Below are 23,018 nucleotides of genomic sequence, written 5' to 3'. Positions count from 1 at the left end.
CACCCCGCCGACCACACCGGCCCGCCGGTCACGCCCCGAGCGCCCGCGACACCGCGTAGATCAACAGTCCCGCCAGCGAGCCCACCACCGTGCCGTTGATCCGGATGAACTGCAGGTCACGGCCGATGTGCGCCTCGATCTTGCGAGTGGTGTGCTCGGCGTCCCAGCCCGCCACCGTGTCGGTGATCAGCGAGGTGATCTCCCTGCGGTACGTCGTCACGACATGCACCGCCGCGCCCTCCACCCAGCTGTCGACCTTGTCCTGCACCTTCGGCTCGCTCGCCATCCGCGCGCCCAGGGACAGCAGCGCCGCCCGCACCCGCCTGCGCAGCTCGCTGTGCTCGTCCTCCGCCGCCGCCACGATCATGCCCCGTACGGCCGTCCAGGCGGACGCGATCAGGTCCTGCACCTCCCCCCGGCCCAGCACCTCACCCTTGAGCCGCTCCACCCGCGCCCGGGTGTCCGTGTCGGACTGAAGATCGGAGGCGAAGTCGGTGAGGAACCGGTCCAGCGCGCCACGCGCCGGATGGGAGGGCATGTCCCGCATCTCGGTGACGAAGCGCAGCAACTCCTTGTAGACCCGCTCGCCGACCCGCTTGTCCACGAAACGCGGGGTCCAGCCGGGCGCCCCGCCCTCCACCGCCACCATCACGTCACCCCGGTGCAGCACCAGCCAGTCGTGCGCGCGAACCACCACCAGGTCCACCACCCGCTTGTGCCCGCCGTCGGCGACGACCCTCTCCAGCATCTTGCCGATACCGGGCGCGATCTCCTGCGCGTCGGCCCGCCGGGTGATCGCCTCGCCGACGACCGCCTGCACATCGGAGTCCCGCAGGACCGTCAGCGCGCCCCGCAGCGCGGTCGCCAGCTCCGCCGTCACCCGGTCCGCGTGCTCCGGCTCCGCCAGCCAGGCACCGAGCCGGCTACCGATGCCGACCGCGCGCAGCCGCTGCCGTACGACGTCCTGGGAGAGGAAGTTCTCCCCGACGAACTCGCCCAGGGAGACGCCCAGCTGGTCCTTCTTGGTGGGGATGATCGCGGTGTGCGGGATGGGCAGCCCCAGCGGGTGCCGGAACAGCGCCGTGACCGCGAACCAGTCCGCGAGCGCGCCCACCATGCCCGCCTCGGCGGCCGCCGCCACATACTCCGCCCAGGCGCCGGCCCCCTCGTGCGAGGCCAGCTTGGCCAGGACGTACACCACCGCCACGAACAGCAGCAGCCCGGCGGCCGTGAGCTTCATGCGCCGCACTCCGGCCTGGCGCTCCTCGTCGGCCGGGGTGAAGGCGGTCATGGTCCGGTACGACGCCCCCCGCCCGCCACCGCCGACACCGGCCGCCCCCGGCGCACGCCTCGCCCCCCCGGCCGCTCCCGGCCCGGACGTCCCGGCCGCGGCCTTCGGTGTTCCCGTCTCGGTAGGTTCCATCAGCTCCACCCGTTCGGTGATCCCGCACACAATTGTCCCTTCCCGACCGACTCCGGGAACGCAACGGAAGTTCCCGGCGTCTGCATGGAAGGGGGTTTTTGGGCAGGGCCCTGTCAGACCCCGGCCGGACCGGGGCCCAAGTCAAACCCTCCCGACCCATGACCCATCATGGATTCATCTGATCGGAGCCCCAGGCTCCCATCTCTTGAGGAGAACAACACAAGCGTGACCAAGCGTCATGACGGCGCGGATACGTCCCCCGCGCGACACGGTGCCATGGCGGCCGCGCTCGCCGCACTCGTCCTCGCACTGTCCGCCGCCCTCTACGTCACCGTGGCCGCCGACGACGGCACCCCCCGCGGCACCATCGCCGACAACCGCCCCCACCACGGCTCCTCCGCCGCCCCCGTCTCCACCGGCAGCTGGGTCGGCTCCTGGGCCACCGCCCCCGTCGGCGGCGAACCGGGCACCGAGGCCGACGGCATGGCGGGCCGTTCGGTCCGCAACGTCGTCCACGCCGGCATCGGCGGAACGAGTGCCCGCATCACCCTGTCCAACCTCTACGGCCAGTCCCCGCTGACCATCACCCACGCCTCCCTCGCCCTCTCCACGGGCGACGGCACCGCGGCCGCCGACTCGGACACCATGCGGCGCCTCACCTTCGACGGCAGCCCCCGCGCCGTCATACCCGCCGGCCGTCTGATCGTCAGCGACGCCGTGCGCGTGGTCATTCCGCGCGACAGCGACATCCTGGTCACCACCTACTCCCCCACCCCGTCCGGCCCGGTCACCTACCACCCGCGCGCCCGGCAGATCTCCTACGTCGCCGTCGGCGACCGCACCGAGGACGCCACCGGCATCCCCTACACCCAACAGACCCCGTACTGGCGCTATCTGACGGCCCTGGACGTCCTCAGCAACGAGGCCGACGGAACCGTCGTCGCCTTCGGGGACTCCCTCACCGACGGCGTCACCTCCACCGTCGGCGCCAACCACCGCTGGCCGGACATCCTCACCGGCCGGCTGCGCACCGCCCTGGCGAGCGGGCGTCAACTGCCGCGCTACAGCGTCGTCAACGAGGGCATCAGCGGCAACCAGCTCCTCACCGACGGCCTCGGCCGGCCCCCCGAGAGCCAGAGCGGCCTCGACCGCTTCGGGCGCGACGCGCTCTCCCGCACCAACGTCGAGGTCGTCGTCATCGACCTCGGCATCAACGACATCCTGCGCAACCCCGGCCTGGCCGACCCCGACCGCATCACCGGCGGTCTGCGCACCCTCGTCCGCCAGGCCCACGCCCACGGCCTCAGGGTCGTCGGCGCCACCCTGATGCCCTTCGAGGGCCGCCGCGGCTGGAGCCCGGCCCGCGAGGCGGTACGCCGGCAGGTCAACGCGGAGATCCGGGACGGCGGGGTGTTCGACGCCGTCGTCGACTTCGACCAGGCCCTGCGCGACCCCTACGACCCACGCCGACTGCGCCCCGAGTACGACTCCGGCGACCATCTGCACCCCAGCGACTCGGGTTTCGCCAAGATGGCCGAGACGTTCGACCTGCGCGTACTGGCGGGCGCGGGCCAGGCGCAGCTGTAGTCGGGGCGAGACGGCCGCCGGGGCGGCTCCCCTCCCCGCCCGGCGGCCAGGAATACTGACCGTATGACCCGCTTGATCCTCGCCACCCGCAACGCCGGAAAGCTCACCGAGCTGAAGGCGATCCTCGCCGAGGCGGACCTGCCGCACGAGCTGATCGGCGCCGACGCCTACCCGGACATCCCCGACGTCAAGGAGACCGGCGTCACCTTCGCCGAGAACGCCCTGCTCAAGGCCCACGCCCTCGCGCGGGCCACGGGCCTTCCGTCGGTCGCCGACGACTCCGGTCTCTGTGTCGACGTCCTGAACGGCTCCCCCGGCATCTTCTCCGCCCGCTGGGCCGGCCGGCACGGCGACGACAAGGCCAACCTCGACCTGCTCCTCGCCCAGATCGCCGACATCGCGGACGAGCACCGTGGCGCGCACTTCGCCTGCGCGGCGGCGCTGGCCCTGCCGGACGGCACGGAACGGGTGGTGGAGGGCCGGTTGCGGGGAGTCCTTCGGCATGCGCCCGCGGGCACGAACGGCTTCGGCTACGACCCGATCCTCCAGCCCGACGGCGAGACCCGCACCTGCGCGGAGCTGACCCCCGAGGAGAAGAACGCGATCAGCCACCGGGGGAAGGCATTCCGAGCGCTGGTACCGGCCGTGCGCGAGCTGCTGGGCTGAGTGCGATGAGGCGGCCCCGCGCCCCGGATGCGAGGCGCGGGGCCGCCCCGCTCGTGGGCCCGGTGGGACTCGAACCCACGACACACCGGACCTAAACCGGCGCCCTCTAGCCAGCTGGGGTACGGGCCCTCAGCCGTGCCTACTCTACTGGTCGAGGTGGGACGCTCGTCGACCTCCTCTGCACCAGCTGGCAGTGATCGCATGGCAGTTCGGGCACAGCAGCCGGAGATTCTCCCGGCGGTTGTCCCGCCAGTTCCCGTCGATGTGGTCCACCTCGAGCGTCATCGGCTTTCCGAGCCACTCGGTGCCCACCCCGCAGCCGGCGCATCGCTCGGGTACGCCGACTTGGACGAGCGCGCTGCGAAGCCGCTTGGCCGCGACCCGGTGTCCGCCGACGTGCGGCACCAGGACCTCTTCGGGCCCTCTCGCCCGCGTTCCTGGCTTGCCTCGCGCATGTGCTCGGCCGAGGAAGTGCGAGGTGTCCAGCCGCTCGTCGGCGATCCGTTGACGAACCCGTGATCGCTGCCATCCGTTGTTCGCGCACCCCAGGTGGCGAAGCACCTGCGCGATCGACACGGACGCTTCGACGGCCGCCCGTAATTCCCTCGAGGCCGACCGGGCAGTGTCCTCGTCCGGGCCGAAGCACCGCGCGGCCGTCTCGGCCGACCGTTCCCCTGTGTGCGTGGCCGCCTGGCTCATGCGTCACCGGCCCGGGAACGCCCTTTGCCGCGTCCGCGGTAAGTATCCGTCGTCGAGTGGCAGTTCGGGCAGAGCAGGCGGAGGTTCCCGAGGCGGTTGTCGCGCCAGTCGCCGTTCACGTGGTCGACCTCCAGCGGGAGGGGTCGGCCGAGCCAGACCGGTTCCACACCGCACAGGGCGCAGCGTTCCTCCACACCCAGCTCCCTCATGGCGCGCTTGAGCCGACGGCTCGGGACGCGGCATGGGTGCGCCGACGTGTCCTCGACGAGGATCTCTCCGGGGGTTCGGCGGCGCTGGTTGTTCCGCATTCGCTCGGTCCGGACCACGGGCGTGAAGTGCGAGGTGTCCATGCCGTAGGCCTTGATCCGACGGGCGATGTTGGCCTGGTGCCCGCCCACGGAGTCCAGTCCGAGCCGGCGCACCACCTCGTTGACGCTCACGGATGCCGCCACCACCGGTTCGAGGACTTCACGCGTCCACTTCACCCCCTCCCGCTCGAAGTGCGAGACGTCCACCCCCAGCTTCCTCATCCGCGCGAGCACGTATCTCCGTGCCGGACCCCTCGGGTCCGCTCCCAGGCGTTCCAGGGCTTCCGTCAGGGTTCGTGCTTCGTGGGCTGCCTGGTGCAGGCGTTGTTCGGGGTAGGTGTCCGCCCCCATCGGTGGGCTCCATTCCGGTCGGGTGTTCGTTACTCGTATGGAGTAACGAAGCGCTTGCCGGGCGGTCACGGCGGAAAAGGGAAGGCGGCTCGCACCGGGTGGGCCGGTGGGAGCCGCCGTCGGCGGTGCAGGGAGGGGTCAGATCCCCAGGTCCTTGATGATCTTGGCGACGTGGCCCGTGGCGCGGACGTTGTACAGGGCCCGCTCGACCTTGCCCTCCTCGTCCACGATCACCGTGGAGCGGATGACGCCCAGGTAGGTCTTGCCGTAGTTCTTCTTCTCGCCGTAGGCGCCGTAGGCCTCGGTGACCGTCTTCTCGGGGTCGGCCAGCAGGGTGATCCCGAGGGACTCCTTTTCGCGGAACTTCGCCAGCTTCTCCGGGCTGTCCGGGGAGATGCCGACGACGTCGTAGCCGGCGCCCGCGAGGAGGGCGAGGTTGTCGGTGAAGTCACAGGCCTGCTTGGTGCAGCCTGGGGTGAGGGCGGCGGGGTAGAAGTAGACGATGACCTTGCGGCCCTTGCGGTCCGACAGGGAGACCTCGTTGCCGTCGGCATCGGGGAGGGTGAAGGCGGGGGCCAGGTCCCCCGGCTGAAGTCGCTCGCTCATCGGGCCAGCGTAACCGGGGGGCCTTGCGGTGCGGCGCGGCGATGAGCTGACAGACTGTCCGGAACAGCATCAGGAGACTTCGGAGGCCGTACGGTGGCGGACACGTCGGACACGAGAACCCCGGCGCAGATCGAGGCGGACATCAGGCGCCGCCGCGAAGTGCTGGCCGAGACACTCGACGAGATCGGGGTGCGGGTGCACCCCAAGACGATCGTCGGGGACGCGAAGGCCAAGGTGGTCGCGAACGTCGATCACACCCTCGGGCGGGCGTACGTGCAGGTCAACCGCGCCGTGAGCGAGGTGCGGGCGCGGTTCGTGGACGAGAGCGGGGCGCCCCGGCTGGAGCGGGTCGTGCCGGTCGCGCTGGTCGCCGTGGGGGTCGTGGGGCTGCTCACGCTCCGGTCCCGGCGGCGCAGAGGCTGAGCCCGCGGGCACCCGGTCGCGTACAGGCGCGGTGGAGGCAGGTAGGTTCAGGGACGTGAGCGCCAACAGAAACGAGCACGGCATCCCCCAGCACGACAAGCTGCCCATCCGGATGCTGCACGACCGCGTTCTGGTCAAGCAGGAGACCGGTGAGGGCGAGCGGCGGTCGGGTGGAGGCATCCTGATTCCGGCCACCGCGGCGGTCGGGCGGCGGCTGGCGTGGGCCCAGGTCGTCGCGGTCGGCCAGAACGTACGGACCGTGGAGCCTGGTGACCGCGTCCTGTTCGACCCGGAGGACCGGGCCGAGGTGGAGGTGCGGGGCGTGGCGTATGTGCTGATGCGCGAGCGTGATCTGCACGCGGTCGCCGCGGACCGGTTCGAGGGGTCGGAGGACTCCACGGGGCTGTATCTCTGACGATCACGATCGCGGAAGGGGCCGGTGACCACCGTCACCGGCCCCTTCCGCGTTCCTTTGCTATGTTCGAAAGGAGCCCGACGAGACGCGCCGTACCGGGTCCAAGGCAAAGACGACGCACCGCAGGAAGAGTCGTCGTCCGTCTCGGAGGTGCCTGTCATGGCCTGGGTTCTGCTCGTCGTCGCCGGTCTGCTGGAGGTCGGCTGGTCGATCGGGATGAAGTACAGCGAGGGTTTCACCCGGCTGGTCCCGAGTCTGTTCACCGGTGCCGGCATCGTCGCGAGCATGGTGTTGCTGTCGTACGCCGCGAAGTCTCTGCCCATCGGTACCGCCTATGGCGTCTGGGTGGGCATCGGCGCGGCCGGTGCGGCGGTGCTCGGCATGGTGGTGCTGGGTGAGCCGGTCACCGCCGCCCGGGTGTTCTTCGTCTGTCTGCTGCTGGTCGCCGTGGTGGGGCTGAAGGCGACCAGCGGTCACTGAGGTGTCACGTCCCGCTCACTGCCGTCGGCCGGTGAGCTGCGGGGCCCCGGCGGTGGTGCCCGCGGTGCCGCCGGCGTCGGCACCGCCGGGAGTCCCGCCGCCCGCGTCGGTGCCTCCGCCGGTCTGGTCGCCGCCGGTGGCGGTGCCTCCGCCGGTCGCCGTGCCGCCGCCGGTGGTGGGTCCGCCGCCTGTGGTGGTGGGGCCGCCGCCGGTGGGACTCTGGCCGGTGGTGGCGCCGCCGTCGGTCGTCGTACCGCCGTCGGTGGGGGTGCCGGTGCCGCCGTCGGTCGGGCTCGCGGTCGTGGCGCCACCGTCCTGGCCGCCGTCGGTGGTGCCGCCGGTGTCCTGGCCGCCGTTGGTTCCGGGCGTCGCCGTGCCGGTGGCGGGGGGTTCCTCGACCCGGTCGGCGCCCGGCTGGAGCTGGAGGTCGAAGTCGCTGACCGGCTTGCCCTCCAGCGCCGTGCGCGTGTACTGGGCCCAGATGGCGGTGGGCGGGCCGCCACCGTTCATACGGGGCTGGCCGAGGGCGTAGTACAGCGGCTTCTGCGCGGCCGTGACCGGGTCCTGGCCCATGACGGCGACGACCGTGGCGAGGTCGGGGGTGTAGCCCGCGAACCAGGCGGCCTTGTCGCTCTCGGCGGTTCCGGTCTTGCCGGCCGCCGGTCGGCCGGCGGCCTGCGCGGCGGTGGCGGTGCCGCTGTCGACCACGCTCTTCAGCACCGAGGTGGTGGTGTCCGCGGCCTCCCGGCTGACGGCCTGCTCGACCTGCCGGCCGGGCAGCTTGACCTGGTCCGTGCCGGCCTTGGTGATCTCCTCGACCAGGGTGTACGTGCCGTGCTTGCCGTGGTTGGCTAGCGTGGCGTACGCCTCCGCCATGTCCAGGACGCTGGCGGTGGCGGTGCCGAGGGCCATGGACGGGGACGGGTACAGGTCGGGGGTGCCGGCGGGGATGCCCAGGTCGACCGCGGTCTTCTTGACCTGGGTCGGGCCGACGTCGGCGGCCATCTGCGCGTACACGGAGTTCACCGACAGGTCGGTGGCCTTGCGCACGGTGATCGGGCCGTACGACTTCTGGTCCTCGTTCTCCGGGGCGTAGGGGGTGCCGCTCCAGCCCTGGACGGTCCGCTTGTTGGTGCCGTCGTAGACGGTGTTCGGGGTGATGGCGCGGCCGTCCTGGGTGGTCGAGCCGTTCTGCACCGCGGAGGTGAACACGAAGGGCTTGAACGTGGAGCCGACCTGGTAGTCACCGCGGGTCGCGCCGTTGGTGTACTGCTTGACGTAGTCGATGCCGCCGTACATGGCGACGACCTTGCCGGTCCTGGGGTCGACGGAGGCGCCGCCGGCCCGGACGTAGGTGTCGGCCTTGCGGTTCTTCTTGTCCAGCTTGGAGATCAGCTGGTCGTCGACCGCCTTGACGAAGGCGTCCTGCTTGCGCTTCTGGATGGTGGTCGTGATGCGGTAGCCGCCGGCCGCGAGCTGGTCGGTGTCGATGATGTGGTTGGCGGTCAGGTACTGCTTGACCGCCTCGACGAGATAGCCGCGCTGGCCGGACAGGCCGGTGGAGACCGTCTGCTGCTTGGGCATGGGGAACTTCAGGCCGGTGCGCTCGGACTGGGTGAGCCAGCCCTTCTTGACCATGCCGTCCAGGACATAGTTCCAGCGGGCGAGGGCCGACTTCCTGTTCTCGGGGTGGGCGACGACGTCGTACTCGCTGGGCGCGTTGACGAGCGCGGCGAGGTAGGCGGCGCGGGCCGGGTCGAGGTCGGCGGCGTCCTTGCCGTAGTAGGCCTGGGCGGCGGCCTGGATGCCGTAGGCGTTGCGGCCGAAGAAGCTGGTGTTCAGGTAGCCCTCGAGGATCTCGTCCTTGGACTTCTGCCGGTCCAGCTTGATCGAGATGAAGAACTCCTTGGCCTTGCGGGTGACCGTCTGTTCCTGGGCCAGGTAGTAGTTCTTCACGTACTGCTGGGTGATGGTGGAGCCGGACTGCTTGCCCTTGCCGGTCGCCGTGTTCCAGCCGGCGCGCAGCATCGCCTTGGGGTCGATGGCGGACTCGGTGTAGAAGTCGCGGTCCTCCGCGGCGAGTACGGCGTGCTGGGCGGCCTTGGAGATCTGGGAGAGGTCGACCTTCTCGCGGTTGACCGTGCCGTCGCGGGCGAGCTGGGAGCCGTCGGCGTACAGGAAGACGTTGCTCTGCTTCATGGCGAGGGCGTTGGCCGGCGGGATGTTGACCATGGAGTAGCCGAGGAAGAACAGGCCGATGATCAGGATTATGCCGAGCACGAAGGTGCCGAGCACCATGCGCCAGGTGGGGAAGAGCCGTCGCCAGCCCTTGCGCTTGGGGCGCTTGGGCTTCTTGCCCTTTCCGTCGCCGGCGGGGGCCGGGCCGGCCGCGCTGTCCGTGGCGAGGGCGGTGGTCGCGTCCTGCGGCGACCGCCCCGGCTCGGAGGCCTGGCGGGGCACCTTGGCTCCGGCGCCGGTGGCGCCCGCGACGCCCGCGACGCCCGGGGAGGACGCCGGGGCGGCCCCGGCCGGCCGGCCTGCGGGGTTCGGGGCGCCCGGCCGGGGCGCGCCGCTGCCGGTGTTCGGCTCGCCCGCGCGCGGTGCGTTGACGCGTCGCAGGACCTGTGTGGTCTCCGGGGCGCGGCTGTCGCCGCTGCCCTGGGAGGGCGTGCCCGCGGCGGCCCCCCGGGGCGGGGTGATACGCCGCAGCACCTGGGTGCTCTCGGCCGACTGAGACTTCTCGGGGTTCCCGGTCGCCTGCGGCTTCCCGCTGCCGGTGGTCCCGCCACCGGCGGCGCCGGCCGCCGAGCCATCGCGACCGGCCGAGGTCCCGCCCGGGACGGAGGGGCGCTTGGCCGCGCCGCCGTCAGCGGACGCGGAACGTCCCCCGGGCGCGGAGGCGCCACCGGAGGCCACGGCACCGGCCGAGCCGCCGGGGGCGGGGGCCCCGCCGGGAGCCGAGGTCCGGCCGGACGCCGACGCCCGGCCCGCACCGGAGGTCCGGTCGCTTCCGCCGGAGATCCGGTCGGTCCCACCGGAAGCCCGGTCGGTCCCACCGGAAGCCCGGTCGGTCCCACCGGAAGCCCGGTCGGTCCCGCCGGAGGTCCGGTCGGTCCCGCCGGAGGCGGAGGCCCGGTCGCTTCCGGCGGAGGCCGGGGCCTCGCCGCGCGCGGGCGCCCCGCCCGGGGGCGGGGTTCGGGGGTGGGGCGTGTGGGCGTCGCGGGATGCCTGGCGGGCGCGGGCGACGGAAGCCGTCCGGTCGTCGGCGCGCTCGCGTGCTCGCGGACGCTCACCCTGCCGGGTGTCGCCGGCGCTGTCGCGCGGCCCCTCGGCCCTCGCCTGTGGCACTCCCCCCTCGGCCTTCCTCGTTCCCTCGTCCCCTCGGGCAGCCGTCTCCTCACGGCCCCCCGGGGTACCGGGCCCTTCAGCCGGCAGCGGCTCTTCCGGCGCAACGCCTTCGTTCGGCTGTTGCGGCTGCGGCTCGTCGCTCATGTCGTGCACGGACTCCTGTTTCGCGTCGTACGTTTCCCGTACGCCTCGTACGCCTTCTGCGCCCCTTGAATGAAGACTCTCGCACCTGGCGTTCCGTTCCCGGATTCCGGCACGCTTCCGGCACGGATAATGCGTGGCCGGCCGCCGGGCCTCCGGACTAGGCTCCTGCGCTTCGGTGTCGAGCGGTCCTGGGAGGTCGACTGTCGTGGGCGCCAGACGGTTGTACGTGGCCGTCGCGGTAGGGGGATTCAGACGGTACGCGACCTACCGGGCCGCCACTGCGGCAGGGGTCTTCACCAACACCGTCTTCGGGCTGATCCTCGTGTACACCTATCGCGCGCTGTGGGACGAGCGGCCGCACCTGGGCGGGTGGGATCAGGCGCAGGTCGTGACCTATGTGTGGCTGGGCCAGGCGTTCCTGTCGACGCTCGCGATCGGCGGTGGGGGCGTGGAGGGCGAGCTGATGGAACGCATCCGTACGGGGGACGTGGCGATCGACCTGTACCGGCCCGCCGACCTGCAGATGTGGTGGCTGGCGGCGGACCTGGGGCGGGCGTTCTTCCAGTTGCTCGGGCGGGGTCTGGTGCCGTTCGTCTTCGGCGCCCTGTGTTTCCCGGTGTATCTGCCGACGGACGTCGGCACCTGGGTCGCCTTCCTCGTCGCCGTGCTGCTGGCGATGCTCGTGGGGTTCGGGATCCGGTTCCTGCTGGCGCTCAGCGCGTTCTGGCTGCTGGACGGCGCGGGTGTGTCGCAGATCTCATGGCTCGCGGGGTATTTCTGCTCGGGCATGCTGCTTCCGCTGAACGTCTTCCCGGGGGTGCTGGGGGAGGTCGTACGGGTCCTGCCGTGGTCCGGGTTGCTCCAGGCGCCCGCGGCGATCCTGCTGGGGCAGGCGGATCCGCTCGGGACGTATCTGTTCCAGGGGGCGTGGGCGGTGGTGTTGCTGGGTGCGGGGCGGTTGCTGCAGTCGGCGGCGACGCGGCGGGTGGTGGTGCAGGGTGGGTGAGCCCGGCCGGCCGGCGGAGAGCGTGCGCGTGTACCGGATGATCGCCGGCATGTGGATCCGGTCCACGATGGCGTACCGCGCCTCGTTCGCGATGACGACGTTCGGGAACTTCGCGGCGACCTTCTTCGACTTCGTCGCGATCATGCTGATGTTCTCCCGGGTGGACGCCCTTGGTGGCTGGTCGCTGCCGGAGGTGGCGTTCCTGTACGGGCTGTCCGGTACGGCGTTCGGGCTGGCCGATCTGGTGATCGGGTCGATGGAGCGGCTGGGGCGGCGGGTGCGGGACGGGACGCTGGACACGTTGCTGGTGCGTCCGGCGCCGGTGCTGGCGCAGGTGGCGGCGGACCAGTTCGCGCTCCGGCGGCTGGGCCGGGTGACGCAGGGTCTGCTGGTGCTGGGCTGGGCGGTGGCCCGGCTGGATGTGGCGTGGACGCCGTCGAAGGTGCTGCTGATGCCGGTGGCGGTGGTGAGCGGCTGCGGGATCTTCTGCGCGGTGTTCGTGGCGGGAGCGGCCTTCCAGTTCCTGGTGCAGGACGCCTCGGAGGTGCAGAACGCGTTCACCTACGGCGGTACGACGCTGCTGCAGTATCCGCCGACGGTGTTCGCGCGGGAGCTGGTGCGCGGGGTGACGTTCGTGCTGCCGCTGGCCTTCGTCAACTGGCTGCCCGCGAGCTATGTGCTGGGGCGGCCGTATCCGGTGGGGCTGCCGGGGTGGGTGGCGTTCGCGCCGCCGCTGGTGGCGGTGGGGTGCTGTGCGCTGGCGGGGCTGGCGTGGCGGGCGGGACTTCGTTCGTATCGGAGCACAGGGAGCTGACGTATGGCGGACGGTGGGCTGGGCCGGGCCGAGGACGGCAGGGGGGCGGAGGGTGCCTTCATCGCGCTGGAGGGTGTCGAGAAGGTCTTCGAGGTGCGCAGGAAGACGGGGTTCCTCAAGCGGGAGCGGCGGGCGGTGCGGGCGGTGGACTCGCTGTCGTTCACCGTGGCGCGTGGCGAGATGGTCGGCTACATCGGGCCGAACGGGGCCGGCAAGTCGACGACGATCAAGATGCTGACCGGCATCCTGACGCCGAGCGCGGGGCGGCTGCGGGTGGCGGGGATCGATCCGGCACGTGAGCGCAGGCGGTTGGCGCACCGGATCGGGGTGGTGTTCGGGCAGCGGACCACGCTGTGGTGGGATCTGCCGCTGATCGACTCGTACCGGCTGGCCCACCGCATGTACCGCATCGCGGACGACCGGTACCGGGAGAACCTGGACCGGCTGGTGGAACTGCTGGAGCTGGGCGCCCTGTTGGACGTGCCGGTGCGGCAGTTGTCGCTGGGGCAGCGGATGCGCGGGGACATCGCGGCGGCGCTGCTGCACGATCCGGAGGTGCTGTACCTGGACGAGCCGACGATCGGTCTGGACGTCGTGTCGAAGGCCAAGGTGCGGGGTTTCCTGCGGGAGTTGAACACCGAGCGCGCGACGACCGTGCTGTTGACCACGCACGATCTGCAGGACATCGAGCAGCTGTGCTCCCGGGTGATGGTGATCGACCACGGCCGGCTGGTGTACGACGGTGCGCTCGCGGGGTTGCACGAGGCCGGGGAGAGCGAACGGACGCTGGTGGTGGACCTGGAGCGGGAACTGCCGCCGGTGCGGGTGGCGTCGGCGCGGGTGGTGCGGGTGGAGGGGCCCCGGCAGTGGCTGGCGTTCCCGGCGGGGCAGTCGGCCGCGCCGCTGGTCGCGGAGCTGGCGGCGCGCTATCCACTGGTGGATCTGTCGGTGCGGGAGCCGGACATCGAGGCCGTCATCGCCAGGATGTACGCGGAGAAGGCCGTCTCGTAGGCTGCTGTCATGACCGACGACGCAGTCCCGGAGCTCCGGGCGTCCGACGCCGACCGTGACCAGGTGGCCGAAGTCCTGCGGGACGCCGTGGCCGAGGGCCGGCTGGACATGGCCGAGTTCGAGGAGCGGCTGGAGGCGGCGTACAAGGCGCGCACGTATGGCGAGTTGGCGCCGCTCACCCGTGATCTGCCGGTGGCCGGCGCCGTGGCGTCCGCTCCGGTCTCCTTCGTCAAGGGTCCGGTGTCCGAGGGGGGTTGGGCGGGCCGGATCGTCGGGGGTGAGGGGTCCTCGTCGGGCGGGATCGCGATTCTGTCGGGGTTCGAGCGCAAGGGCCGCTGGACGATGCCGAAGCGGTTCGGCTGTTTCGCCTTCATGGGTGGCGGGGTGATCGACCTGCGGGAGGCGGACTTCGCGGACCGCGAGGTCCACGTCAACTGTGTGGCGATCATGGGCGGGTTGCAGGTCGTCGTCCCGCCCGGCGTCGAGGTCGTCGTGCGCGGTGTCGGTGTGATGGGTGCCTTCGAGCACCCCCGGGACGAGGGGCCGCCGGATCCGGGTGCGCCGCGGGTGGTGATCGGCGGTTTCGCGTTCTGGGGCGGGGTCGGTGTGGAGCGCAAGGCGACCCGGGCGGAGCGGCAACGGCTGAAGGAGCAGCGCCGCCAGGAGAAGCTGGAGCGCAGGGCTTCCCGGCAGGAGTTGCACCAGGCGCGCCGCGAGGAGCGGCACGAACTGCACCGGGGGCGGCGCGCGGAGCGGGAGCGGCGGCGGGGCGAGGAGTACTGAGGGGCCGCGGGGGGCGTCCCGTTACGAGGTGCAGACCTTGGTGAGTTCGCCGGCCGCGTCCGTGACGGGGCTGACGTCGGGGGTGCTGTCGCCGTCCTTGATGGCCGTACGGACGTTGCCGACGGCGGTGCGCAGGTTGTCGACCGCCTTGTTGACGTCGGTGTCGTCGGTCTTGTCGCCGATCTTCGCGAGGTTCTTCTCGATGGAGTCGAGGGAGGCGTCGGCCCGGGTCGGGTCGTTCGCGGCGCTCTCCACGGCCTGCTGGAGGTCGGTGACGCCGTCGGCGATGGTGTCGGCGGTCTGGACGCAGTCCATGGCCTTGTTCACGGCGTCGCAGCCGGTGGTGAGTCCGACGGTGAGTGCGGCGGCGGCCATGGCGGCGGCGATGGTGGTGACGCCACGGCGTCTGCGTCGGCTGGCGGCCATGATGGTGGGTGTCCTCCCCTGGTGCGGCTGGCCGGGCGCACGGCGATGAGCCGGGCGCCCGTATCCCTAGGACGCCGGGAAAGGGGGGAAGGGTTGCCCGTGTGTACGGGCTGTCTTGGTCGTCCCTTTACTCCCCCGGGCAGGTCCGTGCGCCGCCGCTACTTGGCGAGGGTGGCTTCCAGGGCGGCGCGCTGGAGGGCGGCCAGCTCGGTGCAGCCGGTGACGGCGAGGTCGAGCAGGGCGTTCAGCTCGCCCCGGGCGAAGGGCTCGGCCTCGGCGGTGCCCTGGACCTCGACGAAGCGGCCGTCGCCGGTGCAGACGACGTTCATGTCGGTCTCGGCGCGCACGTCCTCCTCGTAGCACAGGTCGAGCAGGGGCACCCCGTCGACGATGCCGACGGAGACGGCGCTCACGGTGCCGGTGAGCGGCTGCCGCCCGGCCTTGATCAGCTTCCTGCCCTGGGCCCAGGCGATGGCGTCGGCCAGCGCCACGTAGGCGCCGGTGATCGCGGCGGTGCGGGTGCCGCCGTCGGCCTGGAGGACGTCGCAGTCGAGGACGATGGTGTTCTCGCCGAGCGCCTTGTAGTCGATGACGGCGCGCAGGGAGCGGCCGATGAGCCGGGAGATCTCGTGCGTCCGGCCGCCGATCCTGCCCTTGACGGACTCGCGGTCGCCGCGGGTGTTGGTGGCGCGGGGCAGCATGGAGTACTCGGCGGTGACCCAGCCTTCGCCGCTGCCCTTGCGCCAGCGCGGGACGCCCTCGGTGACGGAGGCGGTGCAGAAGACCTTGGTGTCGCCGAAGGAGACGAGGACGGAGCCCTCGGCGTGCTTGCTCCAACCGCGTTCGATGGTGACGGGGCGGAGCTGTTCGGGGGTACGGCCGTCGATGCGAGACATGGCGACGAGCCTATCGGGAGTGACGTGAGGGGCTCCTCCCGCGGCGGGAAGAGCCCCTTACCGGTGAACCGCAGGGCCACGGGTGGTGGCCCTGCGCCTTCACATGAGGTCTTCGATCTCCGCGGCGATCGGGTCCGCGTCGGTGCCGATGACGACCTGGATGGCGGTGCCCATCTTGACGACACCGTGGGCGCCGGCGGCCTTCAGGGCGGCCTCGTCGACCAGCGAGGGGTCGGACACCTCGGTGCGGAGCCGGGTGATGCAGCCCTCGATCTCCTCGATGTTGTCGATGCCGCCGAGCCCGGCGACGATCTTCTCAGCCTTGGTGGCCATGTTCCTTCTCCCTGATCCGAACCGCTTTGTCGCAGTAACCCACAGTTGGCCCATCTTCGCGAGCGGTCATGCCGTCCTTGCCGAATGATGGCGATCACGACAGCGGAACCGTCCGGGCAACTGGTCTACACCACCGCGGGGACGGTCGCCAAACCGCGTCCGAGTAGAGCGGCCGGAGGACGCCCATGAGCGCCGAGAGCGCAGGCAGCACCGAGACGACGGCCGGTCCGGCCCGCGCCCGCTGGAGCCGGCTGTTCCAGGGCCTGCAGAAGATGGGCCGCAGTCTTCAGCTGCCGATCGCGGTGCTGCCGGCCGCGGGCCTGCTGATCGGGCTGGCCCAGCCGGGAGTGGTCGGGCAGGGCGGCCTGGGCTTGACCACCGTCTCCAAGGTCATGCTGGGTGCGGGCGGCGCCCTGCTCGACGGCTCCCTGGGGCTGCCGCTGCTGTTCTGCGTGGGCGTGGCGATCGGCATGGCCAAGAAGTCGGACGGCTCCACGGCGCTGGCGGCGGTGGCGGGCTTCCTCGTCTACTACGGCGTGCTGCACCAGTTCCCGCAGGACTGCCCCGGCGGCTCCAGGGCGGTGGCGAACGTCGGCTGCCAGGTGCGGGACGGGACGGTGTCGGCCTTCACCTTCCAGAACCCCGGTGTCTTCGGCGGCATCGTGATGGGTCTGCTGACCGCGTTCTTCTGGGCCCGCTTCCACCGCACCCGGCTGGTGGACTGGCTCGGCTTCTTCAACGGCCGCCGGCTGGTGCCGATCATCATGTCGTTCGTCGCCATCCTCTTCGCCGCGCTGTGCCTGTGGATCTGGCCGCCCATCGGCAGCGGTCTGGAGAGTTTCAGCCACTGGCTGCGGGACACCGGCGCCTGGGGGGCGGGCATCTTCGGCGTCGCCAACCGGGCGCTGCTCGTCATCGGCCTGCACCAGTTCCTGAACGTGCCCATCTGGTTCCAGTTCGGCACCTACACCCCGCCGGGCGGCAAGCCGGTGCACGGCGACATCAACATGTTCCTCGCGGGCGACCCGCACGCCGGCCAGTTCACCTCCGGCTTCTTCCCGATCATGATGTTCGCGCTGCCGGCGGCCGCGCTGGCGATCACGCACTGCGCGCGGCCCGAGCGCCGCAAGGAGGTCGGCGGCCTGATGCTGTCGGTGGCGCTGACCTCGTTCGTGACCGGCATCACCGAACCGCTGGAGTACTCCTTCCTCTTCATCGCCCCGTTCCTCTACGCGATCCACGCGGTGCTCACGGGGGTGTCGATGGCGGTGACCTGGGCGCTCGGGGTGCACGACGGTTTCGGCTTCTCGGCCGGCCTGATCGACTACGTCATCAACTGGCATCTGGCGACGAAACCGTGGGCGATCATCCCGATCGGGCTGTGCTTCGCGGCGGTGTACTACTTTGTCTTCCGGTTCGCGATCACGAGGTTCGACCTGACGACCCCGGGGCGGGAGCCCACGGAGGAGGTCGAGGACGTCACAAAGGTCTGACGCCGCACGGCAGTCGGGGCCCTCGGACCGTCCGGAACGGGGGCCTTCGGCACGCTCCGGCGCGGGCCCGCGGACGGGTACTGCGCGTAGCGCCCCGGTAGCGGATCTCGTGGTTCCTTATACGCCCTTCATCGTGCTACAACAGGTCTACACCACTGAGTGGTGTAGACCACCACCCGATGGAGGAAGTATGAGCACCGCCACCGAGACGGCGGCCCCGGCGGCAAAGCCGGCCAAGAAGCGGGGATCGGGCCTGTTGCAGGGCCTGCAGAAGGTCGGCCGCAGCCTGCAGCTGCCGATCGCCGTCCTGCCGGCGGCGGGCATCATGGTCCGGCTCGGCCAGGACGACATCTTCGGCAAGGACGGCCTGGGCTGGGACAAGGTCGCCGCCGTGTTCAACAACGCGGGCGGCGCGCTGACCGGCTCCCTCCCGCTGCTGTTCTGCATAGGCGTGGCCATCGGCTTCGCCAAGAAGGCGGACGGTTCCACCGCCCTCGCCGCCGTGGTGGGCTTCCTCGTCTACAGCAAGGTGCTCCAGGCCTTCCCGCTGACCGAGCAGCACATCGAGAAGGGCAAGATCGTCGAGGCGACGTTCAACGACCCCGGTGTGCTCGGCGGCATCATCATGGGTCTGCTCGCCGCGGTGCTGTGGCAGCGGTTCCACCGCACCAGGCTCGTCGACTGGCTCGGCTTCTTCAACGGCCGCCGGCTCGTGCCGATCATCACGGCCTTCGTCGGCATCGTGATGGGCGTCTTCTTCGGTCTGGTCTGGGAGCCGATCGGCAAGGGCATCGCGCACTTCGGCGAGTGGATGACCGGTCTCGGGGCGGGCGGTGCCGCACTGTTCGGCGCGGTGAACCGCGGTCTGATCCCGGTCGGCATGCACCAGTTCGTCAACACGGTGGCCTGGTTCCAGATCGGTGACTTCAAGAACTCCTCCGGCGAGGTCGTGCACGGCGACATCACCCGGTTCCTGGCCGGCGACCCGTCCGCCGGTCTCTTCCAGTCGGGCTTCTTCCCGATCATGATGTTCGGCCTGCCGGCCGCCGCCCTCGCCATCGCCCACTGCGCCCGCCCCGAGCGCCGCAAGGCCGTGCTCGGCATGATGGTCTCGCTCGCGCTGACCTCGTTCGTCACCGGTGTCACCGAGCCGATCGAGTTCTCCTTCATGTTCGTCGCGCCGCTGCTGTACGTCCTGCACGCCCTGCTCACCGCGGTGTCGATGGCCGTCACCTGGGGTCTGGGCGTCCACGCCGGGTTCAACTTCTCGGCCGGTCTCATCGACTACGCGCTCAACTGGCACCTGGCGACCAAGCCCTGGTTGATCATCCCGATCGGTCTGGTCTTCGGCGCGATCTATTACGTGACGTTCCGCTTCGCCATCGTCAGGTTCGACCTCAAGACCCCGGGCCGCGAGCCCGAGGAGGAGGTCGAGGACCTCACCAAGGCGTGAGACCGGCCGCGACGGCATGACGAAGGCCCCCGGAGCCGTGGCTCCGGGGGCCTTCGTGCGCGACGGTGGCGTCAGATCTCGTACGTCTGTCGCGGCGCCGCCAGGTGTGCGGGGCCGCCGAAGGCCTCGCGGGCGTCGCGGAGGTTGACCTGCGGGTCGGTCCACGGCGGGATGTGGGTGAGGACCAGGCGCCGGGCGCCCGCGCGGGCCGCCGTCTCACCCGCCTCACGGCCGTTGAGGTGCAGGTCGGGGACGCTCTCCTTGCCGTGCGTGAACGCGGCCTCGCACAGGAACAGGTCGGTGTCCCGGGCCAGCTCGTCCAGCACCCCGGTGACACCCGTGTCACCCGAGTAGGTCAGGGACTTCCCCGCGTGCTCGATCCGGACGGCGTACGCCTCCACGGGGTGGCAGACCCGCTCGGTGTGCACCGTGAACGGTCCGACCTCGAACGTGGAGGGCTTGATCGTGTGGAAGTCGAAGACCTCGCTCATGGAGGAGGCCGAGGGGGTGTCCGCGTAGGCGGTGGTCAGCCGGTGCTCGGTGCCCTCGGGGCCGTAGACGGGGATCGGGGCGCAGCGGCCGCCCTCGTGGCGGTAGTAGCGCGCGACGAAGTACGCGCACATGTCGATGCAGTGATCGGCGTGCAGATGGCTGAGGAAGATCGCGTCGAGGTCGTACAGACCGCAGTGGCGCTGCAGCTCGCCCAGGGCGCCGTTGCCCATGTCGAGGAGCAGCCGGAAGCCGTCGGCCTCGACGAGGTAGCTCGAACAGGCCGAATCCACGGACGGGAACGACCCCGAGCAGCCGACGACGGTGAGCTTCATGAAGCAGAAACCTCCGTTGGCGGAAACCGGTGGGCGGGCGGGGAGGCCTCGGAACGGGGCCTTCCGAAGGGAGCTGAACGACGGTCGTGCGGTGCGTCGAGCCTAAGGCGCGAAAGGGCGGGTCGCTCCTTCGCCAGGGGCCGTTGTGGGCGAACTCACCTGTGCTGTCACCGGTTCGGCTGGACCCGGGGCGCATCCGAATAGCGAGAGGGCGCGCGATGCGCGGCGCGCGCCGGTAACGTCGTCGTATGGACACGTCCTGGTGGCTGGCGCTCGCCGCGGTGGTACTGCTCGCGCTGGTCGCCACACTCGTCGACGGCTGGGGACGCGGGCGCCGGCCCGGCGGGCGGCGGCTGCGGCCACCGGGCCGGCCGGGTACGCGCGCCGCGCGCCCCGAACGGCCGGCCCCGGGCGACATCTGGTGGGCCGACGTCCCCTACGAGGACCGCTCCGTGGTGAAGGACCGTCCCTGCCTGGTGCTGACCGTGCGCGGCGACCGGGCCACGGTCGCGAAGATCACCAGCAAGTACCACGACGAGCGGGCCGGGGTCATCCCGTTGCCGCCCGGCTCGGTCGGCGACGCCCGCGGCCGCCCCAGCTTCCTGGAGACCGACGAGCTGCGCGAGGTCCCGGTGCGCGACTTCCGGCGCCGGGTGGGCGTGGTCGACCCGGTCCTGTGGGACCAGGTCCGACACCTCGCCGGTTAGGGCCCTCCCCCGACGATCGAGCTCTAGCCCACCCGCACGGTGGCCCGCCACTCCTGGATGCCCTTGCAGGAGACCTGGCCGGGGGCGGTGGGCTCGGCGCACAGGGGGCGGGAGGACGACAGACGTACGGTTCCGGCGGCCACCGCCCGGTACGCGGCCGTGGCGTCGCCGGGCCTGAGCACGAGGCCCGCGTTGATGGCGGTCAGCCCGGTGCCGCTCGCGGTGACGGGCTTCCACGGGCGGGTCCTGGTGCCGTCCAGGGTCAGCCGGACCTCGCCGCCCTTGGTCACGCAGACGGTGCGTCCGTTGTCGGCGGCCTTCAGTTCCACCTGGTCCGCGCACTTGCCCGTGGTCGGGTCCGGCGAGCGGGTGGCGGTATCCGAGGAGGAGGGCGCCGGTGACACCTTGCCGTTGCTGCCGCTGTCCCCACCGTCGTGGGAGCCGCAGCCGGCGAGGAGCAGCGCTGCCGCCGTGAGGGCGAGGGGTGTCGTACGGCGCATGGGGATCCGCCTTTCTGCCGTCCTTCGGACCGGTCGGCCGGTCGGCCGCCTGGTACGGATGTGACGTACCACCGGCGTTAACGGATCCGCGCGCGCGTGGATCCCGCACGCGGAGCGGCTCCGCGTGCGGGATCCACCGGGGTGGGGCTCAGCCGGTCGTCAGGGCGGTGTCGTCCACGACGAAGCTGGTCTGCAGGGAGGAGTCCTCCGCCCCGCTGAACTTCAGGGCGACCGTCTGACCCGCGAACGAGGACAGGTCGAAGGTCTTCTGGCTGTACCCGGAGGCCTTGTCGAGGTTGGAGTAGGTGGCCAGGGTCTTCGAACCGGCGGTGACCGTCAGCTTGTCGTACGCGGTGCTGCCGGTCTCGGCGGTGTCGACGTGCAGGTAGAAGGTGAGCGTGGCCTTGCAGCCGGCGGGGACGGTCACCGACTGGGACAGCGTGTCGGTGTGGGTGGAGCCGTAGCCGTCGAGCCACGCCTTGTAGGAGCCGCCGTGGGCGGCCTCACCGGAGTCGTTGGTGATGACGCCGCTGCTGTCGGTCCAGCCGGTGTCGCCCGACTCGAAGCCCGGATTGGCCAGCAGCTGGGCGGAGTTGCAGGTGCCGCCGCCGGAGCCGACCGTCCAGGTGAAGGAGGTGGAGCCAGAGGCGCCGGTGGAGTCGGTCGCGGTGACCGTGACCTGGTAGGTGCCCGCGGTGGACGCCGTGCCGGTGATCAGGCCGGTGGAGCTGTTGACGGACAGGCCGGCCGGCAGGCCGGAGGCCTTGTAGGTCAGGGCCGCGCCCGCGCTGTCGGTGGCGTGGATCTGCAGGCTGACGGAGCCGCCGGTGGTGGTGGACTGGCTGCCGGGGTTGGTGACGGACACCGTGTTGCCGGTGCCACCGCCCCCGGCGGTGAAGGCGGCGGTGCCGTTCGGGGTGCCCCAGCCGGTCGGGCCGTCGTAGCCGCTGCCGGCGGTGCAGAAGTAGGACGGGGAGCAGCTGCCGTTGTTGCCGCTGGTCACGTCGTACAGGTTGGAGGTGTGGGAGTAGGGGTACTTCGCCGGGTAGTCGCTCGCGCCCGGGGTGCCCGCGAGGGCGTAGACGCCGGCGACGATCGGGGCGGAGGCGCTGGTGCCGCCGTAGACCGCCCAGCCGGAGCCGCCGTAGGTGTCGTAGACCGCGACGCCGGTGGCCGGGTCGGCTACGGCGGAGACGTCGGCCTCCATGCGCTTGGAGCAGCCGGTGTCGGTCTGCCAGCTCGGCTTCGGGTCGTAGGCCGAGCAGCCGGAGCCGGTGCCCTCCGTGGAGTTGGTGTGCCAGACCGACTCGCTCCAGCCGCGGGAGTTGGAGGCGGTGGTGAGCGCGGTGCCGCCGACGGCGGTCACGTACTGGGAGGTCGCCGGGTACTCGGCGCCGTAGGCGGAGTCACCGGAGGAGACGGTGATCGCGACGCCCGGGTGCTTGAAGTACTGGGTGTCCTCGGAGGTCTGGGTGGAGGCCTCGGAGCCGCCCCAGCTGTTGGAGACGACCTTGGCGCCGAGCGCGACGGCCTCGTTCTCGGCGATGCCGAGGTCGGTGTCGTTCGCGGAGTTGGCCTCGACCAGGTCGATGGCGCAGTTCGGGCAGACCGCGCTGACCATGTCGATGTCGAGCGCCTCTTCACCGGCCCAGCCGCTGTCGTTCGTCGGCAGCGAGGTGGTGGAGCCGGTCTGGCTGACCTGCTTGAAGCAGCCGTTGGCCTTGGTGCAGGCGGACAGGCCGTAGGTGGAGCGGTAGGTGGCCAGGTCCGACTCGGCGTTGGGGTCGTTGTAGGCGTCGACGATGGCGACGGTCAGACCGGAACCGCCCGTGGTGGGCAGGGCGTAGGCGCTGTGCAGGTTGGCCGGGGAGAGGCCGGAGGGTGCCGCGGCGGCGAGCGCCGAGGCGAGCCGCTGCTTGATGTCGGTGCGGCGCTGGGCGAAGCACGAGGCGTGGCCCGGCTCGGCGGTGGCGCACAGCCGGGTCGTGGGGACCTTCTGGCCGGCCTTGCCGGTCGCGTGGAAGGTCTGCCGCCTGGGGTCGGTCAGGGCCTTGGCGTTCTGCGTGGCCTTGGTCGTGTGGGGCGTGGCAGCGGCGGCGGGCTGGGCCCCCGCTGTCGGTGCCGCGACGAGTCCGGCGACGGTGAGGGCGAGGGCGGGGAAGGCGACGGCGACGAGTCTTCGCAGACTCCGCCTCCGCGCACTCGGGCGTGACTCACGCATGGGGTACTGCCTCCGTCGGAAGTGGGGATTCGCACTGGGTGGGGCAGGCCCGTGACGCGCGTAGCGGCGGCGAGACCGCGCAGTCATGAGCATGACACTCG

General features: G+C 71.4%; 23 protein-coding genes, 1 tRNA gene and 1 riboswitch. Of the genes, 12 read left to right on the top strand and 12 right to left on the bottom strand.

Annotated features, from left to right (window positions below):
- Positions 1-28: 28 nt before the first annotated feature.
- Positions 29-1,423 carry a DUF445 domain-containing protein gene (locus tag ACIBA9_RS10065; RefSeq protein ID WP_399361468.1) on the bottom strand — a complete coding sequence of 465 codons (1,395 nt, stop codon included), beginning with the start codon at positions 1,421-1,423 and terminating at the stop codon, positions 29-31.
- 276 nt (positions 1,424-1,699) lie between these two features.
- On the opposite strand from ACIBA9_RS10065, the gene ACIBA9_RS10060 reads away from it, so the two are divergent.
- Both ACIBA9_RS10060 and rdgB read left to right on the top strand, forming a co-directional pair.
- The gene (locus ACIBA9_RS10060) at positions 1,700-3,010 is read left to right on the top strand and encodes an SGNH/GDSL hydrolase family protein (protein WP_399362087.1); all 1,311 of its coding nucleotides are present in this window, start codon (positions 1,700-1,702) and stop codon (positions 3,008-3,010) included.
- Between the two features lie 63 nt (positions 3,011-3,073).
- Positions 3,074-3,676 (top strand): RdgB/HAM1 family non-canonical purine NTP pyrophosphatase, encoded by a 603-nt coding sequence (gene rdgB, locus ACIBA9_RS10055; RefSeq protein WP_399361466.1) that lies wholly within the window; start codon positions 3,074-3,076, stop codon positions 3,674-3,676.
- 54 nt (positions 3,677-3,730) lie between these two features.
- On the opposite strand, the gene ACIBA9_RS10050 is transcribed toward rdgB, so the two are convergent.
- From ACIBA9_RS10050 to bcp, 4 genes are all read right to left on the bottom strand, one after another.
- Positions 3,731-3,805 (bottom strand) — tRNA-Leu (locus tag ACIBA9_RS10050).
- Positions 3,806-3,820: 15 nt separating this feature from the next.
- Positions 3,821-3,961, bottom strand: a complete 141-nt coding sequence (locus tag ACIBA9_RS10045; protein WP_399362085.1) for an HNH endonuclease — start codon at positions 3,959-3,961, stop codon at positions 3,821-3,823.
- Positions 3,962-4,371: 410 nt separating this feature from the next.
- Positions 4,372-5,034, bottom strand: a complete 663-nt coding sequence (locus ACIBA9_RS10040; RefSeq protein WP_399361464.1) for an HNH endonuclease signature motif containing protein — start codon at positions 5,032-5,034, stop codon at positions 4,372-4,374.
- A 138-nt stretch (positions 5,035-5,172) separates the two neighbouring features.
- Positions 5,173-5,640, bottom strand: a complete 468-nt coding sequence (gene bcp, locus ACIBA9_RS10035; protein WP_362154491.1) for a thioredoxin-dependent thiol peroxidase — start codon at positions 5,638-5,640, stop codon at positions 5,173-5,175.
- Positions 5,641-5,733: 93 nt separating this feature from the next.
- Between bcp and ACIBA9_RS10030 the strand changes: the two genes are divergently transcribed.
- The 3 genes from ACIBA9_RS10030 (at position 5,734) to ACIBA9_RS10020 (ending at position 6,958) form a co-directional block, all read left to right on the top strand.
- Entirely contained in the window at positions 5,734-6,063 is a 330-nt protein-coding gene (locus tag ACIBA9_RS10030; protein ID WP_399361462.1) for a DUF3618 domain-containing protein, read from the top strand.
- Positions 6,064-6,175: 112 nt separating this feature from the next.
- Complete coding sequence (locus ACIBA9_RS10025; RefSeq protein ID WP_393899556.1) at positions 6,176-6,478, top strand: GroES family chaperonin; 303 nt, start codon at positions 6,176-6,178, stop codon at positions 6,476-6,478.
- Between the two features lie 49 nt (positions 6,479-6,527).
- Positions 6,528-6,600, top strand: a riboswitch (guanidine-III (ykkC-III) riboswitch).
- A 37-nt stretch (positions 6,601-6,637) separates the two neighbouring features.
- On the top strand, positions 6,638-6,958 hold the full coding sequence (locus ACIBA9_RS10020; protein WP_393738200.1) for a DMT family transporter: 321 nt from the start codon (positions 6,638-6,640) through the stop codon (positions 6,956-6,958).
- Positions 6,959-6,973: 15 nt separating this feature from the next.
- Here ACIBA9_RS10020 and ACIBA9_RS10015 read toward each other — a convergent pair whose 3' ends face one another.
- On the bottom strand, positions 6,974-9,670 hold the full coding sequence (locus ACIBA9_RS10015) for a transglycosylase domain-containing protein (RefSeq protein ID WP_399361460.1): 2,697 nt from the start codon (positions 9,668-9,670) through the stop codon (positions 6,974-6,976).
- A 985-nt stretch (positions 9,671-10,655) separates the two neighbouring features.
- Between ACIBA9_RS10015 and ACIBA9_RS10010 the strand changes: the two genes are divergently transcribed.
- Genes ACIBA9_RS10010 through ACIBA9_RS09995 form a run of 4 tightly spaced genes read left to right on the top strand, consistent with a single transcriptional unit; the run spans position 10,656 to position 14,064 of the window.
- Positions 10,656-11,456: an ABC transporter permease gene (locus ACIBA9_RS10010; RefSeq protein ID WP_399361458.1), complete on the top strand. Its 801-nt coding sequence runs from the start codon at positions 10,656-10,658 to the stop codon at positions 11,454-11,456.
- A 37-nt stretch (positions 11,457-11,493) separates the two neighbouring features.
- Positions 11,494-12,270 carry an ABC transporter permease gene (locus ACIBA9_RS10005; protein ID WP_399362082.1) on the top strand — a complete coding sequence of 259 codons (777 nt, stop codon included), beginning with the start codon at positions 11,494-11,496 and terminating at the stop codon, positions 12,268-12,270.
- Positions 12,271-12,273: 3 nt separating this feature from the next.
- The gene (locus ACIBA9_RS10000) at positions 12,274-13,281 is read left to right on the top strand and encodes an ATP-binding cassette domain-containing protein (RefSeq protein ID WP_399361456.1); all 1,008 of its coding nucleotides are present in this window, start codon (positions 12,274-12,276) and stop codon (positions 13,279-13,281) included.
- A 9-nt stretch (positions 13,282-13,290) separates the two neighbouring features.
- Positions 13,291-14,064, top strand: coding sequence for a DUF1707 domain-containing protein (locus ACIBA9_RS09995; RefSeq protein WP_399361454.1), 774 nt, complete (start codon positions 13,291-13,293; stop codon positions 14,062-14,064).
- Between the two features lie 21 nt (positions 14,065-14,085).
- Here the strand turns inward: ACIBA9_RS09995 and ACIBA9_RS09990 are convergent, their stop codons facing one another.
- The 3 genes from ACIBA9_RS09990 to ACIBA9_RS09980 all read right to left on the bottom strand — a co-directional run bounded on the left by ACIBA9_RS09990 (position 14,086) and on the right by ACIBA9_RS09980 (position 15,719).
- A complete protein-coding gene (locus ACIBA9_RS09990; RefSeq protein WP_399361452.1) occupies positions 14,086-14,490 on the bottom strand; it encodes a hypothetical protein in 405 nt (134 codons plus the stop codon).
- A gap of 158 nt (positions 14,491-14,648) precedes the next feature.
- Positions 14,649-15,386 (bottom strand): ribonuclease PH, encoded by a 738-nt coding sequence (gene rph, locus ACIBA9_RS09985; RefSeq protein ID WP_399361450.1) that lies wholly within the window; start codon positions 15,384-15,386, stop codon positions 14,649-14,651.
- Between the two features lie 99 nt (positions 15,387-15,485).
- Positions 15,486-15,719, bottom strand: a complete 234-nt coding sequence (locus ACIBA9_RS09980) for a PTS glucose/sucrose transporter subunit IIB (protein ID WP_353602427.1) — start codon at positions 15,717-15,719, stop codon at positions 15,486-15,488.
- Between the two features lie 185 nt (positions 15,720-15,904).
- Between ACIBA9_RS09980 and ACIBA9_RS09975 the strand changes: the two genes are divergently transcribed.
- Both ACIBA9_RS09975 and ACIBA9_RS09970 read left to right on the top strand, forming a co-directional pair.
- Entirely contained in the window at positions 15,905-17,212 is a 1,308-nt protein-coding gene (locus ACIBA9_RS09975) for a PTS transporter subunit EIIC (protein WP_399361448.1), read from the top strand.
- 190 nt (positions 17,213-17,402) lie between these two features.
- Positions 17,403-18,665 carry a PTS transporter subunit EIIC gene (locus ACIBA9_RS09970; protein ID WP_399361446.1) on the top strand — a complete coding sequence of 421 codons (1,263 nt, stop codon included), beginning with the start codon at positions 17,403-17,405 and terminating at the stop codon, positions 18,663-18,665.
- A gap of 71 nt (positions 18,666-18,736) precedes the next feature.
- Here the strand turns inward: ACIBA9_RS09970 and ACIBA9_RS09965 are convergent, their stop codons facing one another.
- Complete coding sequence (locus ACIBA9_RS09965; RefSeq protein WP_399361444.1) at positions 18,737-19,489, bottom strand: MBL fold metallo-hydrolase; 753 nt, start codon at positions 19,487-19,489, stop codon at positions 18,737-18,739.
- Positions 19,490-19,737: 248 nt separating this feature from the next.
- Between ACIBA9_RS09965 and ACIBA9_RS09960 the strand changes: the two genes are divergently transcribed.
- Positions 19,738-20,196 (top strand): type II toxin-antitoxin system PemK/MazF family toxin, encoded by a 459-nt coding sequence (locus tag ACIBA9_RS09960; protein ID WP_399361442.1) that lies wholly within the window; start codon positions 19,738-19,740, stop codon positions 20,194-20,196.
- A 23-nt stretch (positions 20,197-20,219) separates the two neighbouring features.
- On the opposite strand, the gene ACIBA9_RS09955 is transcribed toward ACIBA9_RS09960, so the two are convergent.
- On the bottom strand, positions 20,220-20,696 hold the full coding sequence (locus tag ACIBA9_RS09955) for a hypothetical protein (RefSeq protein ID WP_399361440.1): 477 nt from the start codon (positions 20,694-20,696) through the stop codon (positions 20,220-20,222).
- Positions 20,697-20,844: 148 nt separating this feature from the next.
- Positions 20,845-22,917: a putative Ig domain-containing protein gene (locus ACIBA9_RS09950; RefSeq protein WP_399361438.1), complete on the bottom strand. Its 2,073-nt coding sequence runs from the start codon at positions 22,915-22,917 to the stop codon at positions 20,845-20,847.
- Positions 22,918-23,018 lie beyond the last annotated feature (101 nt).

Source organism: Streptomyces sp. NPDC051452 (assembly GCF_044454765.1).
Taxonomy (GTDB): Bacteria; Actinomycetota; Actinomycetes; order Streptomycetales; family Streptomycetaceae; genus Streptomyces.
The sequence above is the reverse complement of the archived record's forward strand: the minus strand, read 5'-3'. Positions and strand labels throughout refer to the sequence as shown.

What these genes read in the sequence shown, in the direction of transcription:
- ACIBA9_RS10045 (WP_399362085.1), bottom strand. Translation starts at nt 3,961, where the DNA reads ATGACGCTCGAGGTGGACCACATCGACGGGAACTGGCGGGACAACCGC.
- rph (WP_399361450.1), bottom strand. Translation starts at nt 15,386, where the DNA reads ATGTCTCGCATCGACGGCCGTACCCCCGAACAGCTCCGCCCCGTCACC.
- bcp (WP_362154491.1), bottom strand. Translation starts at nt 5,640, where the DNA reads ATGAGCGAGCGACTTCAGCCGGGGGACCTGGCCCCCGCCTTCACCCTC.
- ACIBA9_RS09995 (WP_399361454.1), top strand. Translation starts at nt 13,291, where the DNA reads ATGACCGACGACGCAGTCCCGGAGCTCCGGGCGTCCGACGCCGACCGT.
- ACIBA9_RS09950 (WP_399361438.1), bottom strand. Translation starts at nt 22,917, where the DNA reads ATGCGTGAGTCACGCCCGAGTGCGCGGAGGCGGAGTCTGCGAAGACTC.
- ACIBA9_RS10060 (WP_399362087.1), top strand. Translation starts at nt 1,700, where the DNA reads ATGGCGGCCGCGCTCGCCGCACTCGTCCTCGCACTGTCCGCCGCCCTC.
- ACIBA9_RS09980 (WP_353602427.1), bottom strand. Translation starts at nt 15,719, where the DNA reads ATGGCCACCAAGGCTGAGAAGATCGTCGCCGGGCTCGGCGGCATCGAC.
- ACIBA9_RS09990 (WP_399361452.1), bottom strand. Translation starts at nt 14,490, where the DNA reads ATGGCCGCCAGCCGACGCAGACGCCGTGGCGTCACCACCATCGCCGCC.
- ACIBA9_RS10005 (WP_399362082.1), top strand. Translation starts at nt 11,494, where the DNA reads ATGATCGCCGGCATGTGGATCCGGTCCACGATGGCGTACCGCGCCTCG.
- ACIBA9_RS10040 (WP_399361464.1), bottom strand. Translation starts at nt 5,034, where the DNA reads ATGGGGGCGGACACCTACCCCGAACAACGCCTGCACCAGGCAGCCCAC.
- ACIBA9_RS10025 (WP_393899556.1), top strand. Translation starts at nt 6,176, where the DNA reads ATGCTGCACGACCGCGTTCTGGTCAAGCAGGAGACCGGTGAGGGCGAG.
- ACIBA9_RS10000 (WP_399361456.1), top strand. Translation starts at nt 12,274, where the DNA reads ATGGCGGACGGTGGGCTGGGCCGGGCCGAGGACGGCAGGGGGGCGGAG.
- ACIBA9_RS10065 (WP_399361468.1), bottom strand. Translation starts at nt 1,423, where the DNA reads ATGGAACCTACCGAGACGGGAACACCGAAGGCCGCGGCCGGGACGTCC.
- ACIBA9_RS10020 (WP_393738200.1), top strand. Translation starts at nt 6,638, where the DNA reads ATGGCCTGGGTTCTGCTCGTCGTCGCCGGTCTGCTGGAGGTCGGCTGG.
- ACIBA9_RS09955 (WP_399361440.1), bottom strand. Translation starts at nt 20,696, where the DNA reads ATGCGCCGTACGACACCCCTCGCCCTCACGGCGGCAGCGCTGCTCCTC.
- ACIBA9_RS09970 (WP_399361446.1), top strand. Translation starts at nt 17,403, where the DNA reads ATGAGCACCGCCACCGAGACGGCGGCCCCGGCGGCAAAGCCGGCCAAG.
- ACIBA9_RS09975 (WP_399361448.1), top strand. Translation starts at nt 15,905, where the DNA reads ATGAGCGCCGAGAGCGCAGGCAGCACCGAGACGACGGCCGGTCCGGCC.
- ACIBA9_RS09965 (WP_399361444.1), bottom strand. Translation starts at nt 19,489, where the DNA reads ATGAAGCTCACCGTCGTCGGCTGCTCGGGGTCGTTCCCGTCCGTGGAT.
- rdgB (WP_399361466.1), top strand. Translation starts at nt 3,074, where the DNA reads ATGACCCGCTTGATCCTCGCCACCCGCAACGCCGGAAAGCTCACCGAG.
- ACIBA9_RS09960 (WP_399361442.1), top strand. Translation starts at nt 19,738, where the DNA reads ATGGACACGTCCTGGTGGCTGGCGCTCGCCGCGGTGGTACTGCTCGCG.